The following is an 18,801-nucleotide window of genomic DNA, read 5'->3' on the forward strand; positions in this document are numbered from 1 at the left end:
TGTGACGCCGCGTTGCGGTGGATGACCGGCCGGCGTGACGAGCCGCCGCGCCACCGCCACGATGTCCAGCAGCACCACCCGCTCCTCCGCGGATCCGGCGCCCCACAGCATCCCTCTCCTCCCGAAGCAGGCCCTCCCATGCGATTCCGCTCCCTCACCTCCGCGGTGGCGCTCCTCGCCGCCGCGACGCTGGTCCTCACCGGCTGCTCCCTCAAGGAGGAGTCCTCCGGCGCGAACGGCGCGAACGCCGCCGCCGCCGAGGCGACCACCGCCGCGGCCTCGACCGCCGACGTCCCGAGCCTCGAGGGCAAGACGGTCGGCGTCGCGGCGAAGGACATCGTCCACGACTTCTCCCGCATCGTGTACCAGTCGGTGCAGGACCGCGTGGAGGCGCTCGGCGGCACCGTCGTCGCCACCCAGGCCGAGGCCAAGGACGACAAGCACGTCTCGGACATCGAGAACCTCGTCTCGCAGAAGCCCGACGCGATCATCGTCATCCTCGGCGACGCGACGACCCTCGCCCCGGCGCTGAAGGAGGTGCACGACGCGGGCATCCCGCTCTTCACCATCGACAACGTCTCCGAGTACTCCGAGAACAACGTCACCAGCGACAACTGGCAGATCGGCTCGACCCTCGCCCGCACCATCGCCGAGGACATCGGCGGCTCCGGGCAGATCCTGGTCTTCAACGGCTTCCCGGGCGTCGCGCCCTGCCGCATCCGCTACAACGAACTCAAGCTGGTGCTCGAGGACTACCCGGGCATCTCGATCCTCCAGCCCGAGCTGCAGGACAAGTACGAGGGCACGATCGAGGACGCGAAGCAGCAGATCGGCGATGCCCTCTCGCGCTACCCGAAGGGCGAGATCTCGGCCATCTGGTCCTGCTGGGACACCCCGCAGATCGGCGCCGCCCAGGCCGTCGACGCGGCGGGCCGCGACGAGATCAAGATCTACGGCGTGGACGCCGACCAGGGCGCGCTCGACCTGATCGCCGACCCCGACTCCTCCTACACCGCGACCGTCGCGCAGCAGAACCTCGCCATCGGCGCCGGCTCGGCCGACAACGTGGCACGCTTCCTCGGCGGCGAGGCGGACTCGGTCACGCCGACCACCTACTTCGCCCCCGTGCTCATCGACAAGGCGAACATCGCCGAGAAGACCGCGGAGCTCGGTCTCGGTGGCTGATCCCGCGACCGTGCAGCCCCCGGCCCTCGTGATGGCGGGGATCTCGAAGTCCTTCGCCGGAGTGCCGGTGCTGCGCGACGTCGGGCTCACCGTCGGCCGCGGCGAGGTCGTCGCTCTGGTGGGCGAGAACGGCGCCGGCAAGTCCACGCTGATCAAGATCCTCACCGGCCTGTACTCGGCCGACGGCGGCTCGATCGCCATCGACGGCGCGCCGGTGGCGATCGCCGCCCCGCGCGACGCCGAGCGGGCCGGAATCCGCGTGGTGCACCAGGACCGCCACCTCGCCGGCCGCCTGACCGTGGCGGAGCAGCTCTACCTCGGCCACGAGAACCTGCGCCGCCGGGGCACCTCGGCCGAGGCCGTGCTCGCGGAGCTCGTCGGACTCGTCGTCCGCGGCGACACCCTGGTCGACGACCTCACCGTCGCCGAGCAGCAGCAGCTGCAGATCGCCCGCGCGCTGCTGGTCGAGCCGCGCCTCCTGGTGCTCGACGAGCCGACCGCGCCCCTGGCCGCCGCGGAGGTGGCGGCGCTGTTCGCCTCGATCCGCCGGCTGCAGGCCCGCGGCGTCGCGGTGATCTACATCTCGCACTACCTCCAGGAGGTGCAGCGCGTCGCGAGCCGCGTGGTCGTGCTGCGGAACGGCGCCGACGTCGGCGCGCTCGATCTGATCGAGGGCGACGCCGAGCAGGGCGCGCGGATCGTCGAGCTGATGCTCGGCCGCGACGTGGAGGAGTTCGCCCTCCGCTCCGACCGGGTGGTCGCCGCCGACGTCGCGCCGCTGCTCGAGCTCGAGGCGCTGACCGTGCCCGGCGCGCTCGACGCCCTCGACCTGGTCGTCCGGCCCGGCGAGATCGTCGGCGTCACGGGCCTCGTCGGCTCCGGGGTCGACGTGCTCGCGGACGCCGTGGTCGGCCTCGCCCGCCGCAGCGGACGGGTGCGCGTGGCCGGCACCGCCACCGCTTCCGCCCGGGCCTTCGTCGCCGCGGGCGGCGGCTACGTGCCGAGCGACCGCCGTCGCGACGGCGTCCTCCTGGCGCACACCGTCCGGGAGAACCTCTCGATCGCGTCGCTCGGGCGGATCAGCCTCGGCGGCCTGCTGCCCAGCCGCCGGCGCGACCGGGCCCTGGCGCTCGAGCAGATCGCCGCGCTCGACGTGCGGCCCGCCGATCCGGAGGCCGTGGTCGGCACGCTCTCCGGCGGCAACCAGCAGAAGGTCGCCCTCGGCAAGTGGCTCGCCGCCGGATCGCGCGTGCTCGTCCTCGACCAGCCCACCGCGGGCGTCGACGTCGGCAGCCGCGCCGCCGTCTACGCGCTGGTGAACCGGCTCGTCGACGAGGGCGCCGGCATCCTCCTCGTCTCGCTCGACCTCGAGGAGCTCGTCGGCCTCGCCGACCGCGTCCTCGTGCTGCACCGCGGCGCCGTGCGCGCCGAGCTGCCCCGCACCGAGCTGAGCACCGACCGCGTGCTCGCGCTCGCCTCCGGCGCCCTCGACGCACCCGCCTTCGACGCTCGGGAGAGTGCCCGATGACCCTCACCACCGCACCGACCGACGACGCGACGACGGAGGCGCCCGCGCTGCCGCGCGCCCGCCGCCGCGGCATCGGCGCCCTCGCCCTGATCGGCTACCTCGTCGTCGTCCTCGAGATCGCGGTGTTCAGCGCCGCCTCGCCGGTCTTCGCCACCGGCGGCAACCTCGCGACGATCCTGATCCAGGCCGTGGTCCCCGCGATCGCCGGCTTCGGCCTCGCGATCGTCGTGATCACCGGCGGCGACGACGTCGTCCGCGGCGGCATCGACCTCGCCTCCGGTCCGATCGTCGGGCTCTCCGGCGTCGTCGCGGCCGTCGCGCTGACCGCCGGTCTCGGCGCCGTGCCCGCCGTGCTGCTGGCCCTGCTCGTCTCGGTCGGCTTCGGCGCGATCAGCGGCACCGCCGTCGTGCTCGGCCTGCGCCCGCTGCTGGCCACGCTCGCCGTCTCCGGCATCGTCGGCTCCGTCGTCTTCCTCGCCACGGACAACGTCAAGGTGCCGGTCGCGGATCCGCTGTTCGACTGGCTGCGCGGCGGCAGCGTGCTCGGCGTCCCGGCGCCGGTCGCGGTGCTCGCCGTCGTGACGGTGCTGACCGCGCTCGCCGTCGGGCGGACCCCGTGGGGCACCCGCAGCTACGCCGTCGGGCAGAACCCGACCGCGGCGAGCGTCGCGGGCGTCTCCGTCTGGCGCCACGTCCTCACCAGCTACCTGCTCTCCGGGCTCCTCGCCGGGATCGCGGGCCTGCTGCTCGCCGCCCGCCTCGCCGCCGCCGTGCCCGGGATCGGCAACCAGATCCTGCTCGACATCATCGTCACCGCGTACCTGTCGGTCGTGTTCTCGCGCCGCTTCGTCGTCACCATCGGCGGCACGCTGCTCGCCGCCGTCTTCGTGGCGGCGCTCGGCAACGGCTTCACCCTGATCGGCGTCGACAGCCAGTGGGTCGGTGCGATCAAGGGGCTGCTCATCCTGCTCGTCCTCGGCCTCGCGGCCCTGCGAGAGAGAGGGGTCCGCTCGTGACCGCCGTCGCCCTGCCCGTGTCCGAGTCGCGCCGCGCCCTCGCCGTCAGGCTCCTCGCGCCCGCCGCGGTCGTGCTCATCCTCGCCGTCTTCGGCACGAGCGTGCCCGGCTACTTCGCGCCGACGAACCTGCTCAACGTCGCGAGCGCCGGCGCGCTGCTGCTGATGGCGGCGTGCGCGATGACCCTCGTCGTCCGCGCCGGCGGGATCGACCTCTCCATCGGCATCGCGATCGACCTCGCGGCGCTGGCGGCGACCGCGCTGATCGCCGACGGCTACGTGACCTGGTTCGCCGTGCTGATCGGCCTCGGCTTCGGGATGCTCGCCGGCGTCGTGAACGCGGTGCTGGTGATCGTGCTGCGCATCCGCGCCTTCCTCGCGACGCTCTCGGTCTGGTTCATCGGCACCAGCGCGCAGCAGCTGCTCACCGGCGGCGGCGCGCCGATCTACCTCCGCCGCCAGGAGACGCCCGACGCCTTCGCCGCCTGGGGCAACGCGACCGTGCTCGGCATCGGCACGCCGGTGCTGCTGGCGATCGCCGTCGCCGTCGCGGTCTGGCTCTTGCTCGACCGCACCCGCTGGGGCCGTGTGCTCACCGCGGCGGGGGAGCAGCCCGGAGCCACCCGCATCGCCGGCCGCCGCGTCGGGATCTCCCTCGCCTCCGCGTTCGTCGTGGCGGCGCTGATCGGCGCCCTGGCCGGCATCGCGCTCGCCTCGCGCAGCTACGGCTACTCGCCGGCGAGCGGGCAGCTCTACGTGCTCGACGCGATCGGCGCGGTCTTCATCGGAGCGACGCTCTCGGCGCACGGGCGGCCGAACGTGCTCGGCACGGTGATCGGCGTGCTGATCTTCGGCCTGATCAACAACGGCCTCGTGCTGCTGGGCGTCTCGTTCTACTGGCAGGGCCTCGTCCGCGGCTCCGTGCTGCTGCTGCTCCTGCTGGCGACCGCGCTGCTGCGCCGCGAGTCGATCGCGCCGCCGCTGAGGACGCTGCTCTCGCCGCGGCGGTGACGGGAGGGGCGCCGCACGCCACCGCCGCGCGGTGAACGTCTCAACCGGTCGTGCGCTTCGACCCGCACCCGCCTCCTCCGGGGGACCGCCCGACCGTCGGCGTCCTGTACGCCGCGACGGATGCCGTGACGTCGCTCGGCGAGACCTCCCAGCGTCGACGGGTCGTCGATCGTGTTCAGAACGCCCCTCGGCTGATGGGCTGGCGTCCGTCCCGTCCGCTGACGCTCCTCGATCCCACCGGTCAGTGGCCGGTCCGCAACGGCTGGCGCTACTGCAGGGTGACCGTCACCGGCGCGCTGACGGTGCTGTTGCCCGCGGCATCGATCGCCCGGGCGGTCAGCGCGAACGTGCCGTGCTCGCCCGCGGTGCTGGTGGTCAGCGACCAGGTGCCGTCCGCGTTCTGAGCGGCGTCGCCGACCTCGGTGCTGCCGAGGAGGAAGGTGACGCGGGTCACGGCGATGTCGTCCGTCGCGGTGACGGTGGCGGTCGTCGAGCCGCCGAGCACGGAGCCGGAGCGCGGCGAGGTGATCGTGACGGCGGGGGCGGTGCTGTCGACGGCGGGCGCCTTCTTCTGGGCGGGCTTCGCGGACGCGGGAGCCGGAGTGGTGGCGGGCGTCACGGTGGGCTTGCCGGCAGCGGGGTTCGGAGCCGCGGTGGTCGCCGGAGCCGGAGTGGCCGCCCTCGGAGAAGGGGACGCCGTCGGGGTGGTGGTGGCGGTGGGCGCCGGGGCGGTCGCCCGGGCGGCGACCTTCGCCGACGCGGGAGTCGCGCCGCCGGAGACGGCGACGCGGTCCCAGACGCCGGTGAGATAGGCGGTCGTCGGCCGCGGGGCCAGCGCGTCGAGGCCGGCGGCGGTCAGTGCGCTGAGGGTGGTGTCGACGGAGAAGCCGCCGCTCCGGGCGACCTTGCCGGTGAGGGTGGTCCGGGAGCCGGAGACGGCGTTCCAGGTGGGCTGCAGCGAGCCGGTGAAGATCGAGTCGGTGGCGTCGACGTTGCCGCCGCCCTTGCCCTGGATCGCGCTGACGCTGCCCTTGCCGTTGATCGCGCCGGGGGAGCCGGCGCCGCCCGGGAGGAACGGGTAGCGCTGAGCGGCGACGTCGCCGCCCAGGATCAGCGCGTGGTCGAAGAGGACGTTCTTCACGCCGCCGACGATGACGGCGCTGTTGTTGGAGCTGAAGACGGCGGTGTCCCGGACGGTGACCTGGCCGGTGATGCCGGCGCCCTCGATCTGGAGGCTGTCCGTGTGCGGGCGAGCGGGGTTCGCGCCACCGCCGTACGGCTTGTCGACGTAGTACGAGGGAGCGATGTAGTCGCCCTCGACGAGCACGTCGCTCACCGTGTTCGGCGCGTACGCCTTGATCTGCGCGGAGTCGCCGCTCTTGAGCTTCGACTCCGGCTCGACGATCTCGAGGAGCTCGACGTCGCGCACGGGGATCCCCGAGGAGGCGGCGAGGCCGACCCAGTTGTTCGCGATCCGGAGCCAGGCGAACGACGAGTGCGTCGCGCCCTTGACGTCGATCGAGTCGATGTCGAAGCGCATCAGCGTGATGCCGGTGACGCCCTTCAGCATCCAGCTGCCGCCGGTGACGGACTGGAAGCCGTCGCGCGCGGTGATCAGGACCTTGAGCGGACCGTCGTTCGTGTAGCCGTCGAGAGCGGACAGGTCGTCGATGCGTCCCGGAGCGACGCGGACGACGGCGCCGGCGGCGATCCGGGCGGGCGTCAGGGCGTCGAGCGCCGCGCGGATCGCGGGGCCCGACGCGGCGACGTCGACGACGGTGGTGCTGCTGGAGAGCGCGGAGCGGATGTCCGGGGTGTCGGAGGGGTAGTGCGTGCCGTCCGGACCGAAGGTCGAGGCGCTCGCCGCGGAGGCGGCCGGAGCGGCGGAGGCGGCCGGGGCGATCTGGAACGAGGCGCCGGTGACGGCGATCCCCACGGCGGCGGTGACCGCGAGGGTGCGGAGAACGGCGGGCGCCCGGCGGGCGGACGGAGCGGCGGGCAGGATTCGTGACATGGCGGTGTCTTTCGTTGGGAGGGCGGGGTGACGGATCGCCCGGCGCTGGGGTCGAGGACCCGAGGCGCGCGACGGACCGGGGTCCTCGCACAGGGGGAGGAGCCCCGGAGACACGCATCGGTGCGTTCCGGGCGGGACAGCGACGGCCGAGCCGCATGCACCCTGTCTCCGTGAGGACGGGTGGGGCGGCGGCACCCGGTCGGACCGGGACGTGCGCTGAGCAACGGTCGGAAACGTATGCGGACGGACCGGTCGATCGACAGAAAGTGGCACGGATCGTGCTGTTTGTCTGGAAACGTTGTCATCGGGGAACGACTCCGGCGGTTCCTGCCTGAGCTGGGCGGGGTGCGCGGGCCGTGCCGAGCCGGTGAGTGACCGCCATCACTCCCCGGCTCGGCACGACGGCTCACTCGGTGGCGCTGCCGGCGCGCCGGCGACGGCGACCGAGGAGGACGCCGACCGCACCGAGGAGTCCGAGGAACCCGGCGACGGGCAGCACTGCGGCCGCGTCGGAGCCGGTGGAGGCGAGGTGACCCGCCGGCGTCCGATTCGACGCCGAGGCCGCTGCACCGGCCGGTGCCGTGGGGACCGAGACCTCGGTGGCCGGCCGGGTCGCCGCTCCCGGCGTCGGAGTGGGGGTCGGCTCCGAAGCGGGTCCGATCGGGACGGGAGTCACCGCGGGGATCGGCAGGGTGCCGAGGATGTTCTCCGTGTAGGCGACTCCTGAGGGCGTGGTGGCGGTGGCGAGTGACGCGACGAAGATCGAGTGGTTGAAGACGTCGCGCTCGGTCACGGTGCTCTCGAAGGAGACGACACCGGTCTCCCCGACGGGCAGCTCCGCGAGCTTCTCGCTGTCCGCGACCTGGACGTCGCGGAGGGCGACGTCGCCGGTGTTCGTGACCTCGGCGACCCAGCGCACCTTCGTCCCGGCGACGACGGGCTCGCCCTCCTCCGTCTCGAACGTGCCCGACACCTGCACGTCCAGATCCGGCGCCTCGGCCGCCACCGGAGGCTTCTCGGGGATCGGGAGCCTGTACTCGAACGGCGCCGAGACCGTCACGCGGGAGCCGTCCGGGAGGGTGCCCCGGACCGGCTTCGACTCGGCCGGCACGAACCCGTCCTGGAGGTTCTGCGCACTGACCACGGCCTCGGTCGTCGTGAGCCGGAACGACTCGCCGACCGCGAGCGTCTTCCGTCCGAGGACCTCCTTCAGATCGACGCCGCCCGTGTTCTCCACGTCGTAGGAGAACTCGACGCGAGTGCCCTCCTTCACGAGCTCGCCCGGGTCCGTGAGGAACGTCCCGGTGATGGTCACCGTCACGGCCGGGACGGCAGCGGTGGGTTCGGGCGTCGGCGCACCGGTGCTCGGCGCGGGTGTCGGCGCAGGCGTCGACGTCGTCGTCGACGTCGGCGTGGGCATCGGCGACGGCGAGGGCTCGGAGGTCGGCTGCGGCGACGGCGCGCCCTGCGGCAGCGCGACTCCGGTCGAGGCGCTTCCGGCGGACGCCGCCGGTGCTTCAGCTGCCTGGGCGCCGGGCGCGGCGCAGCCGAGCAGGCCGACGGTGAGGACGAGGGACGCTGCGACGTCGAGCGGACGGCCGCTCGATCGGCGAGGCGCCGGGGACTGCGAAGGGCGAGTGTGCATCTGCGACTCCTGTAGGGGGCTCGGCGGAGCAAGCGAGTGAACCGAGGAAGTATCACACCCCTTTCCCAGGCGCGCCGTGCTGGAGGCGCGGACGGCGCGGGACGTCGGGCTGCTCGGGCACAGCACGAAGGGCCGCGGTGCACCCAGCACGGCGGCCCTCCCTCGCTGCTCCGCTACAGGAGCCTCACGGGCTACTGCAGCGTCACGGGCACCGGGGCGCTCTCCGTCACGTTGCCCGCCGCATCGGTCGCCCGGGCGGTGAGCGCGAAGGTGCCCTGCACGCCGGCGGTGTCCGAGCTGAGCGACCAGGTGTTCTCGCCGGTCTGCACGCCGTCGCCGATCTCGATGCCCTCGACGGCGAACACGACTTCGGTCACCGCGACGTCGTCGGTCGCCGTGACGGTCGCGGTCGCCGGTCCGCCGAGCACGTCGCCGGCCTCCGGGGCGGTGATCACGACCTCCGGGGCGGTGGTGTCCTCCGCGGGGGTCTCCGGCTCGGCGGGTTCCTCCGGCTCGGTCGGCTCCGTCGTCGGTGCCGGAGCCGGGCTGGTCGGCGCGGACGGGGTCGGCGCAGGGGCGGCCGTCGCGGTCGGCGTCGATGTCGGCGCGGGCGCGGGGCTGCCGCCGAGGGAGACGTCGTCCCAGATGCCGGCGAGGTACGCGGTGGTCGGCCGCGGGCTCCGCGCGTCGAGGTCGGCGGCGGTCATCGAGCCGAGCGACGGGTCGACCGTGAAGCCGCCCGAGCGCGCGGTCTTGCCGGGCAGGTTCGTGCGGGTGTTCGACACGGCGTCCCAGGTAGGCTGCAGCGAGCCGACGAAGGTCGAGTCCGACGCGTCGACGTTGCCGCCGCCGGAGCCCTGGACGGCGCTCAGGCTGCCGGGGCCGTTCTGCGCTCCGGCGGAACCGGCGCCGCCCTTCAGGAACGGGTAGCGCTGCGCCGCGGTGCTGCCGCCGACGATGAAGGCCTCGTCGAAGGCGACGTTCCGGACGCCGCCGATGATGACGGCGCTGTTGTTCGAGGCGAACACCACCGTGTCGCGGAGGGTGACCTGGCCGGTCACTCCGGAGCCCTCGATCTGCAGGGTGTCGGTGTGCGGGCGCGGCTCGCGGGAGCCGCCGTACTTCGCGTCGACGTAGTAGGAGGGCGCGATGTAGCCGCCCTCGACGAGGACGTCGGTCAGCAGGTCGGGCGCGTAGGCCTTGATCTGGGCCGAGTCGGCGTTCTTGACCGTCGAGTCGGGCTCGACGACCTCGATCAGCTCGACGTCCCGCACGGGGAGACCCGCCGAGCCGGCGAGGCCGACCCAGTTGGCCGCGACGCGCAGCCAGGCGAACGACGCGTGCTTCGCGCCCTTCACGTCGAGCGAGTGGATGTCGAAGCGCATCAGCGTGATGCCCGTGACGCCGCGCAGCGCCCAGTCGCCGCCGGTCACCGACCGGAAGCCGTCGCGCGCGGTGATCAGGACCTTGACGGCCCCGTCGTTCGTGTAGCCGTCGAGGGCCGAGATGTCGGCGAGGCGGCCGGGGGCGACCCGGAGCACGGCGCCGCCCGCGATCTGGCGCGCGGTGAGGGCGTCGAGCGCCGTGCGGATCGCCGGGCCCGAGGCAGCGACGTCGACGACGGTGGTGCCGCGGGGGAGGGCGCTGCGGATGTCGGGGGTGTCGGAGGGGTAGTGCGTGCCGTCCGGACCGAAGGTCGTGGACGCGACGGCGGCGGAGGCGGCCGGTGCGTCCTGGATCACCGTCGCGGTGACGGCGATGCCGACGGCGGCGGTGATCGCGAGGAGGCGGGCGAGGACGGTCCTCGCTCGGGAGCGCGGGGACGACCTGGGGGGAGTGGCTCTGGCCATGGGGGTGTCTTCCGATCGGGTCGGGCAGCGGGGGAAGGGGTGCCCGGAGCGCGCAGCGACCCGGGGGTCGACGCGCTGGAGTGCCCGAGGCCCTGGGGAGGGGTCTCGGAGGTCCGCGGCAGTGCGGTCCGGGCGGAGGGGGCGGGGAGAGCAGGGCGGATGAGGCGCGGAAGGGGGAGCGGGAGCCGCGCTGGGAAAGGGCGGGGCGCGGTGCTCCCACGCGCAACCGTAGAGGATGCGTCCCTCTCATGGGGGTTGTGGCGCTCGTGGCGGAGGGGACCGTACTATGCCGCGGCGCGGCGAGACCCGCTCGGTCGCCGGTGCGGGGTCTCGAGACGCCGCCGCGGTGCCGCTCGACCGGCACGGGCGGGGACGCCGAAGGGCCGGCGCCTCGTGTCCGAGGGGCCGGCCCGTTCAGGGGCGGGGGTCTAGCGCAGAGTGACCGTCACCGGGGCGCTCGCGGCGACGTTGCCCGCCGCGTCGGTCGCCCGGGCGGTGAGCGGGAAGGTCCCGCGCATGCCCGCCGTGCTGGTGGTCAGCGACCAGGTGCTCGCGCCGGTCTTGACGCCGTCGCCGACCTTCAGGTTGCCGATGTAGAAGGCCACTCCGGTGACCGCGGTGTCGTCCGTCGCGGAGACCGTGGCGGTCGTCGTCCCGCTGATCACGGCGCCGGCCGACGGCGAGGTGATCGCGACCGTCGGCGCGGTGGTGTCGGCGACGGGGCCGCTGCCGCCGTCCTCCCCGTCAGGAGTCTCCGCGGGGAGGTCCGGGGTCTTGGTCGGCGTCGGCGTCGGCGTGGCGGTGGGCTCCGGGGTGGTGGTCGGCTCGGGGGTCGCGGTCGGAGTCGGCGTCGCGGTCGGGGTCGCGGTCGCGGTCGGGGTCGCGGTGGGCGTCGGGGTCGCGGTCGGCGTCGCCGTCGGAGTGGCGGTCGGCGTCGGCGTGGGAGTCGACGTGTCGACGTCGTCCCAGATGTCGATCAGGCGAGCCGTGGTCGGGCGGGGGCTCTTGGCGTCGAGCTCGTCGGTGCTCATCGAGCTCAGCGTCGTGTCGAGGGTGAACGCGCCCCGGGTCGCGGTCTTGCCCGCGATGTTCGTGACGGTGTTCGTGACGGTGTCCCACTTGGGCTGGAGCGAGCCGGCGAGGATCGAGTCGGACGCGTCGATGTTGCCGCCGCCGGTGCCCTGGACGGCGCTGACGCTGCCCGCGCCGTTGATGGCGCCCGCGTAGCCGGCGCCGCCGCGGAGGAACGGGTAGCGCTTCATGGCGAGCGGGCCGCCGACGATGAAGGAGTCCTCGAACGCCACGTTCCGCACCCCGCCGACGATGACCGCGCTGTTGTTGGAGGTGAACACGACGGAGTCGCGGAGGGTGATCTGGCCGGTGACGCCGCTGCCCTCGATCTGCAGGGTGTCCGTGTGCGGGCGCGCCGGGTTCGACCCGCCGTAGACGGCGTCGACGTAGTACGACGGCGCCATGTAGCTGCCCTCGACCAGCACGTCGCCCATCACGTCGGGAGCGAACGCCTTGATCTGCGCGGTGTCGGCGCTCTTCACCATCGAGTCGGGCTCGACGACCTCGATGAGCTCGACGTCGCGGACGGGGACGCCCGCGGAGGCGGCGAGGCCGAGCCAGTTCTTCTTGATCCGGAGCCAGGCGAACGACGCGTGCGTCGCGCCCTTCACGTCCAGGGAGTCGATGTCGAAGCGCATCAGGGTGATGCCGGTGACCGAGCGCAGCGCCCAGTTGCCGCCCGTGACCGACTGGAAGCCGTCGCGGGCCGTGATCAGCACCTTCTCGTCCCCGGCGTTCCGGTAGCCGCTGAGCGCCGATAGGTCGGAGATGTGGCCGGGGGCGACCCGGATGACCGCACCCTCCGCGATCTGCGTGCGCGTCAGGGCGTCGAGCGCCTTCCTGATCGCGGGGCCGGACGCCGCCGCGTCGACGACGGTGTAGCCGGCTGCTCCGGAGCGGATGTCGGGGGTGTCGGAGGGGTAGTGCGTGCCGTCGGGACCGAAGGCGGCGGAGCTCTCGGCGGCCGCTGCGGCCTGGGCGCCCGGGATCGACACTCCGGTCACGGCGATCGCCACGGCGGCGGCGACGGCCAGGATCCGGACCACGTCCTTCACGGGACGGGTGCGGGGCGGTGCCGTTCTGGAGCGGGTGGTCCGGGCCATGTGCTGTCGTCCGATCGACTCGTGCTGTGCGGGGAGGGGTCGCCCGGAGCACGTCGACGAGGGAGCCTCGAAGCGGGCGGCGGATCGGCGTCGTTCCCGGCGGGGAGCGGCTCCGAAGGACGCGTCGCTGCGTTCCGGGCAGGGGTGCGGCGATGCCGCGATGACCTCGCCGCCGCGCGAGAGCCAGGGAGCAGTCGTGCAACGGAGGGTCGGGTGGGCGCGTGCCGCTTCTCCCGGGGGAGGGCGGATCGCGTGCTCGCGGACCTCCGAGGGACGATCCTCCGGAGCGGTTGCCGAGCCTGTGGAAGGTTTCAGCAACTTTCCAGCTTCGTCAGAATAGAGACAGGCGGCTCCGCGACGTACCACTCCCATGGGGGCCACATCGGCAGAGAAGACTTCATCCGCCGTCGCAGCGCGCCCTGTGTCCCCCGCCCGGGGACGTTCTGCTACTCCAGCGCCCCCAGAACGATAGCGGCCGCCCGCGCGACCAGGGCGTCGTCGTAGGCCGTGTCGGGATCGTTGCGTGCGGTGAGGACGGACAGGACGATCGGAGCCCGGCCCGGCGGCGTGACGACGGCGACGTCGTTGCGGATGCCGCCGGCCCCGCCGGACTTGTCCGCGACGCTCCAGCCCTCGGGGGCGCCGGCGCGGATCAGGGCGTCGCCCGTGGCGTTGCCGCTCATCCAGTCCAGCAGCAGCGCGCGGTCCTCGACCGGCAGTCGCTCGCCCAGGGCGACGGCCGTCAGGTCGGCGGTGACGGCGGCGGGAGTGGTGGTGTTCGCGGTGCTGCCCGGCACGACCGTGTTGAGCCGCGGCTCCTCGTCGACGACGTCGGTGGTCGTGTCGCCGAGCTCCTCGAGGGCGCGATCGAGCGCGGTCGGGCCGCCGAGGCGGTCGAGCACCAGGTTCAGTGCGGTGTTGTCGCTCTGCCGGACCGCGACCTCGGCGAGCCGGGCCAGCGGCAGCCCGGTGGCGGTGCTCTCGCCCGTGACGGGGGAATAGCCGGCGGCCTCGACGTCGGCCGCGGTCCAGGTGACGACGTCGCCGCGCTCGGCGGCGGGGACGGCATGGAGGAACTCGGCGGCGGCCAGGGCCTTGATGCTCGAGGCGTAGCCGAAGCGCTCGTCCCGGCGGTGCGCGACCTGCCGGCCGCTGCCGGTGTCGACGGCGCTCACGCCGATCCGCGCGTCGAACTCGGCCTCGAGCGCGGTGAGATCGGCGGAGACGTCGATCGCCGGGGCGGGGGCGGGGACGGCGGGGGACGCGGCAGCCGTCGTCGACGGGGACGTGGCGGGAGCGCTCGGTGCGGAGCAGGCGGAGAGCGCGAGCACGGCCGCGAGGACGACGGCGGACCCGCTCCGGATCCCGAGGCGGGCGCTCACAGGACCGAGTAGACGACGACGAAGGCGACGGCGGCCGCGGCGGTGACCGCGAGGGCCGCGAGGGCGAGGAGCGGCCGCGGGCGTCTCCTGACCACCGCGAGGACGAGGAAGACCGCGCCGAGGACGATCTCGAGCCACCAGTAGACCGGGCTGGTCGTCTCGGCGACGTTCCTCAGGGCCCAGACGCCCTCGCCGATCAGGACGCCCGACAGCGGGGCGACCGCGAGGACGCGCCAGGGCGTGGAGCCGTGCAGCGTCAGAGCGGCGGCCGCGCCGAGGATCGGGCCGGCGGGCACGGCCAGCAGCCAGAACACATCCGTGAAGGGCGGCGAGTAGCCGAAGCCGCGCGCGGCGGTCACGAGGTCGTAGCCCTCGAGGAGCGCCCAGAACGTGAGGAGGCCGAGCGCCGCCGCCGCGGCCGGGCGGGCGCCGCCGAGCCGCACCAGGGCGAAGACCAGCATCGACCAGCCGCCGGAGGAGTTGGCGAAGGAGTTCACCGGGCCGGGCAGCGATCCCTGGAGGACGCTCGTGAGCCCGCCCAGGATCAGACCGCCGAGCAGGGCGGCGAGGAGGGAGCGTAGCACGCTCGGACGGGTGGTGGCGGGAGGCATGAGTCGATTCTCGGAGGTCGCGGGTCGGGAGGCATCGGGGAAGACCCTGAGTGGAGGGCTGCGGGACCGATCTCGATGCGCGTCCGAGCAGCCGCGCAGCGGTGTCCCGAGACCCGGCGCCCCTGCTCGCCCTAGGCGAGGCCGCCGTTGACGAAGAGGGTCTGGCCGTTGATCCAGCGGCCGGGGCCGGCGAGGAAGGCGACGGTCTCGGCGATGTCGGCGGGCTGCCCGAGACGCTCGAGGGGGACGGCGCCGGCGAGGCGGGCGACCTCCTCCTCCGACTTGCCGTCGAGGAAGAGGGGGGTGGCGGTGGGGCCCGGTGCCACGGCGTTCACCGTGATGTCCTTGCCGCGCAGCTCGCGGGCGAGGACGATGGTGAGCGCCTCGACCGCCGCCTTCGAGGCGACGTACGGGCCGTAGCCGGGGAACGATGTCCGGGTGACGCTGGTCGAGAAGGTGATCAGCGCGCCGCCGGGTCGCAGCCGGGCCGCCGCGAGCTGCGCGATCACGAACGGCCCGCGGATGTTGGTGCGGTGCATCCGGTCGAGGTCGGCGAGATCGAAGGTCGCCACGGGGCCGAGGATCATGACACCGGCCGTGTTCACCACGACGTCGAGGCCGCCGAGGGCCTCCTCCGCCGCAGTGAAGGCGGCGGCCATCGCGGTCTCGTCGGCGACGTCGCCGCCGACGACCACGGCCTCGACGCCCTGCTCGCGGGCGCCCGCGGCGACGTCCTCCGCCCGCTCGCGGTTGCCGGAGTAGTGCACGGCGACCGAGAGGCCGTCGCGGGCGAGCCGCTCGACGACGGCGCGGCCGATGCCGCCGGAGCCGCCGGTGACGAGGGCGGTGCGGGGCGGGTTCTGCGGGGTCATCGGTTCTCTCCCTGGGGGTCGGTGCCGGCGGCTGCGGCGGTGTCGGTGGGGGTCAGCAGGTCCTGCATCCGGATCCGCTCGTAGAACTCGCGGCGCACCGCGTCGCCGAGCTCGAAGACGCGCGCGGCGCCGTCGTCGGCCGGGTCGATGACGACGCGGAAGGGGCGCTCGCCGCGGGGCAGGTCGACGACCCGCGCGATCTCGAGGGCGATCTCCCGGGGGTCGGCGTCCGCGGGAGAGAGCTCGGCGAGCCGGGCCGACACGTCGTCCATCAGCCCCGGGTAGCGGTCCGCATAGGCGGACGCGACCTCGGTGCGGGAGGCGTGCCCGGCGTGCGCGAAGTGGTTGGTGCCCGTGGTGTACGAGCCGGGGACGACGATGACCGTGTCGATCCCGAAGCGCGCGACCTCGACCGCGTAGCCGACGGCCAGCGCGTCCTCCGCCGCCTTCGCCGCGAAGTACGGCCCGAGGTACGGGGGCGTGCCGCCGCGCGAGCTGGACGAGCCGACCCAGACGAGCAGGCCCTCCTCCTGCGCGCGGAGGATCGGCAGCACCGCGTGGTTGAGCCGCTGGGTCGAGAGCACGTTCACGTCGTAGACCTCGGCGAGCTGCTCGACGGTGAACGCCTCGGTCGGCCCGAGGACCATGTGGCCGGCGTTGTGCACGACCACGTCGATCCGCTCGCTCTCCTCGGCGATCCGCGCGACGGCGGCGTCGACCGACGCCTCATCCGAGACGTCGAGCTCGACGGGGCGCAGATCGACGCCGTGCTCGTCGGCGAACGAGCGGGCGTCCTCGGCGGCGGGGGCGTTGCGTCCGCTCATCGCCCGCATGCCTGCGTAGACGCGGTGGCCGGCGAGGGCGAGCTCGCGGACGGTCATCGCTCCGAAGCCGCTCGAGGCGCCGGAGACGATCACGACTTTCGACACGGTGGTCCTTTCGAGGGAGGGAACGGGGTCCCTCCACTCTCGGACCGTCACGGGGGCGGGAGTGTCGCCGTCCTGCGGTGGACGCCCGCGATCCTGCGCAACCGGCCGCAGCTCGCGACGCGTCCGGCGCCGTCCGCCGCCGGGCCGCACGGCTAGGGCGCGGTCGGCTGCTCCGGCATCGCCGCCGTGCCGGTGGCGAGCAGGCGCTCCTTCACGAGCTCCGGGAAGAGGGGACGGCCGTAGAAGTAGCCCTGCGCGCGGTCGGCGTGCAGGCTCGTCAGCAGCTCGTGCGCGGACGGCGTCTCGACGCCCTCGACGATCGTGTGCATGTCGAGGTCGGAGACCAGGTTGATGATCGAGCGGAGGATCGTGGCGTGCCGCGGGTTCTCCTCGTCGGCCAGGAAGACGCGGTCGATCTTGACGATGCTCAGCGGCACGGTCAGGAGCGCCGCAGCGGCCGCGTGCTCCTGCCCGTAGTCGTCCAGAGCGATGGCGATGCCGTCCTCGGTGAGGGCGCGCACCCGCTCGATCACCGCCTCGTCGACGTGCCCGATCGATCCCTCGGTCAGCTCGAGGCAGAGCTGGATGCCCTGATCGGCCGTGCGGTGGGCGCAGATCACGTCGGTGACGCTGTCGTGCATCAGCTGCTCGGCCTCGATGTTGACGCTGAGGAACGAGACCGACGGGTCGATCGCGCGGAACTCGATCATGCAGGCGACCGCCTGATCGACGATCTGCACCGTCAGCTCGTCCAGCACGCCCAGCGAGCGCGCGATGTCGACGAGGGTGATCGGGCTCAGCGCGGTGCCGTCGGTCCGGGTGTAGCGGGCCAGCGCCTCGAAGCCGACGATGCGCCGCTCGGCGACGTCGATCACCGGCTGGAAGGCGACCCTCACGGTCCCGTCGGCCACGGCGGCGCGGACCTCGGCGACGAGGTCGACCCCTTGGGGTCCCTCGCCCTTGCGTTCCTTCTTCGTCTCGTACATCCGCTCGTCGGCCTCCTGCATCACCCGGTCGAATGAGCCGCCGTCGACAGCGACCGGGGCGCCGATGCTGATGCGGGGATGGAGCTCGGCGTCGCCGACGACCAGGGGCCGTTCGACGGCGCGTGTGATCCGGAGCGCGACGGCTCCGGCGGTGACGGAGTCGAGGAGGACGGCGAACTCGTCGCCGCCGATGCGCGCGACGACGTCGTCGCTGCGCACGCTCTCGCGGATGCGGCGGCCGACCTCCTGGAGGACGGTGTTGCCCGTCGAGTGCCCGTGGGTGTCGTTGACGGCCTTGAAGTCGTCGAGGTCCATGAACAGCACCGCGCGCTGCTCCTGGTCGCTGATCGCCGCGAACTCCTCGTAGAGGCCGCGCAGATTGCTGAGGCCCGTGACCGAGTCGGTCGTGGCCTGGTCGCGCAGGACACGGGTGTTTCGGCGGTCGTAGAGGGCCTGGGTCGCGATGTGCGCGAGAGCGAGGAGGGTGCGGTGCTCGAGGGCGGTGAAGCCGCCGGAGTCGGGGCGGCGCGTCAGGACGACGTGGCGCAGGCCCGGACCCGGCGTCGTGATCGGCGCCGACAGCTCGAACGCGCGACCGGGGGTGGCGGAGATCCGCGTGCTCGCCGACGGGATCGCCGTGCGCGCGGACCGCTCGAGCGTTTCGAGGATCGCCTCCTGCTCGCCCCACGGCAAGGCCAGCGCCGCCTCGATCAGGCCGTTCAGCTTGCGCTCGATCCGAGCGCGGCGCAGGTACTGGCTGATCACGGCGACGCCCAGCGCGACGATCAGGAGGGTGTTCGCCGAGCGGATCTCGAGACCGGCGCCGAGGTCGATCCGCTCGATGCCGGCGGAGAGGTGCGCGCCGTAGGCGAGGGCCACCAGCGCGACGTTGAGCCCGAGTGCGAGCAGCACGCGGTCGGGCCGGAGCGCCGGCCGGGGCACGTCGGTGACGTCGGCGAGCGTCAGCCACGCCTGCAGGTACTCGGCCCCGATCGAGAGCAGGGCGTAGGCCAGCACCGCCGGCACCGCCGCGACGACGGGCCACCAGCCGGTGGGCGGGAAGAGGGCGAGCACCAGGAGGAAGGCGCCGCCCGACAGAGCGGCGAGCCCGGTCCAGTAGGCCGTGACGGCCCAGGGGCGCCGGGAGACGACCTGGAACACCGCGATCGCGAGCACCCACAGCAGCAGCGCCTCGATGCGCGGGACGTCCTGCGCCAGGAAGGCCAGCACCGACACTCCGACGCCGAAGGTGACGGTGCCGATCCCCGAGGCGAGCTCGAGCCGGAAGGACGCGGTGATCCACATCGCCGCGAGCAGCACGAGGAACGGCAGCCAGAGCGCCGGGAGCGCTGCCGCGTGCGGGACGAGCAGGACCAGGGCGAGGAGGAGACCGGCGCCGCCGACGCCGAGCCGGAGCGCGCGCACCGGGCGGCCGCTGCCCCGCTCGGCCAGCACCTCGGGCAGCGGGAGGACGTCCTCGGCTCGCGCCGCCGGGAATCCGGTGCCGGCATCGCTCATGCGGTCCTCCGCCCCCTCCGCACGGCCGCCGGTGGTTCCGGCGCTCGCGTGCGTGTCCACCTTGGCAGACGGGGGAGCGGT

The 18,801-nt window shown here is 73.7% G+C and carries 13 protein-coding genes; 4 read left to right on the forward strand and 9 right to left on the reverse strand.

Translation table 11 applies throughout. The features are described 5' to 3' along the window. Nucleotides 1-138: 138 nt before the first annotated feature. From GTU73_RS10930 to GTU73_RS10945, 4 genes are read left to right on the forward strand one after another with little or no spacing between them, the layout of a single operon-like run. Nucleotides 139-1,185, forward strand: coding sequence for a sugar ABC transporter substrate-binding protein (locus GTU73_RS10930; protein ID WP_160089393.1), 1,047 nt, complete (start codon nt 139-141; stop codon nt 1,183-1,185). Continuing rightward, on the forward strand, nt 1,178-2,713 hold the full coding sequence (locus tag GTU73_RS10935) for a sugar ABC transporter ATP-binding protein (RefSeq protein WP_160089395.1): 1,536 nt from the start codon (nt 1,178-1,180) through the stop codon (nt 2,711-2,713). The genes GTU73_RS10930 and GTU73_RS10935 overlap by 8 nt, the downstream gene beginning before the upstream one ends. Then, nucleotides 2,710-3,729 carry an ABC transporter permease gene (locus GTU73_RS10940; protein WP_160089397.1) on the forward strand — a complete coding sequence of 340 codons (1,020 nt, stop codon included), beginning with the start codon at nt 2,710-2,712 and terminating at the stop codon, nt 3,727-3,729. Before GTU73_RS10935 ends, GTU73_RS10940 begins: the two co-directional genes overlap by 4 nt. Next, nucleotides 3,726-4,739: an ABC transporter permease gene (locus tag GTU73_RS10945; RefSeq protein ID WP_160089399.1), complete on the forward strand. Its 1,014-nt coding sequence runs from the start codon at nt 3,726-3,728 to the stop codon at nt 4,737-4,739. The genes GTU73_RS10940 and GTU73_RS10945 overlap by 4 nt, the downstream gene beginning before the upstream one ends. 268 nt (nt 4,740-5,007) lie before the next feature. Here GTU73_RS10945 and GTU73_RS10955 read toward each other — a convergent pair whose 3' ends face one another. From GTU73_RS10955 to GTU73_RS10995, 9 genes are all read right to left on the reverse strand, one after another. Then, nucleotides 5,008-6,753 (reverse strand): Ig-like domain-containing protein, encoded by a 1,746-nt coding sequence (locus GTU73_RS10955; RefSeq protein WP_160089403.1) that lies wholly within the window; start codon nt 6,751-6,753, stop codon nt 5,008-5,010. A gap of 406 nt (nt 6,754-7,159) precedes the next feature. After that, nucleotides 7,160-8,398 carry an LPXTG cell wall anchor domain-containing protein gene (locus GTU73_RS10960; RefSeq protein ID WP_160089405.1) on the reverse strand — a complete coding sequence of 413 codons (1,239 nt, stop codon included), beginning with the start codon at nt 8,396-8,398 and terminating at the stop codon, nt 7,160-7,162. Nucleotides 8,399-8,589: 191 nt separating this feature from the next. Then, nucleotides 8,590-10,248 carry an Ig-like domain-containing protein gene (locus GTU73_RS10965; protein ID WP_160089407.1) on the reverse strand — a complete coding sequence of 553 codons (1,659 nt, stop codon included), beginning with the start codon at nt 10,246-10,248 and terminating at the stop codon, nt 8,590-8,592. A gap of 428 nt (nt 10,249-10,676) precedes the next feature. Next, nucleotides 10,677-12,422, reverse strand: coding sequence for an Ig-like domain-containing protein (locus tag GTU73_RS10970; RefSeq protein WP_160089409.1), 1,746 nt, complete (start codon nt 12,420-12,422; stop codon nt 10,677-10,679). Between the two features lie 446 nt (nt 12,423-12,868). Further along, nucleotides 12,869-13,804, reverse strand: coding sequence for a class A beta-lactamase (gene bla / locus GTU73_RS10975; protein ID WP_244231608.1), 936 nt, complete (start codon nt 13,802-13,804; stop codon nt 12,869-12,871). Continuing rightward, nucleotides 13,801-14,415 (reverse strand): DUF6518 family protein, encoded by a 615-nt coding sequence (locus GTU73_RS10980; RefSeq protein ID WP_160089411.1) that lies wholly within the window; start codon nt 14,413-14,415, stop codon nt 13,801-13,803. The genes bla and GTU73_RS10980 overlap by 4 nt, the downstream gene beginning before the upstream one ends. A 131-nt stretch (nt 14,416-14,546) precedes the next feature. Further along, complete coding sequence (locus tag GTU73_RS10985; RefSeq protein WP_160089413.1) at nt 14,547-15,287, reverse strand: SDR family oxidoreductase; 741 nt, start codon at nt 15,285-15,287, stop codon at nt 14,547-14,549. After that, nucleotides 15,284-16,216, reverse strand: coding sequence for an SDR family oxidoreductase (locus GTU73_RS10990; protein ID WP_160089415.1), 933 nt, complete (start codon nt 16,214-16,216; stop codon nt 15,284-15,286). The genes GTU73_RS10985 and GTU73_RS10990 overlap by 4 nt, the downstream gene beginning before the upstream one ends. Before the next feature lie 152 nt (nt 16,217-16,368). Beyond that, on the reverse strand, nt 16,369-18,720 hold the full coding sequence (locus tag GTU73_RS10995) for a bifunctional diguanylate cyclase/phosphodiesterase (protein WP_160089417.1): 2,352 nt from the start codon (nt 18,718-18,720) through the stop codon (nt 16,369-16,371). Between the last annotated feature and the right edge of the window lie 81 nt (nt 18,721-18,801).

The organism is Rathayibacter sp. VKM Ac-2804, from assembly GCF_009866655.1.
In the GTDB taxonomy this organism is placed as follows: domain Bacteria; phylum Actinomycetota; class Actinomycetes; order Actinomycetales; family Microbacteriaceae; genus Rathayibacter.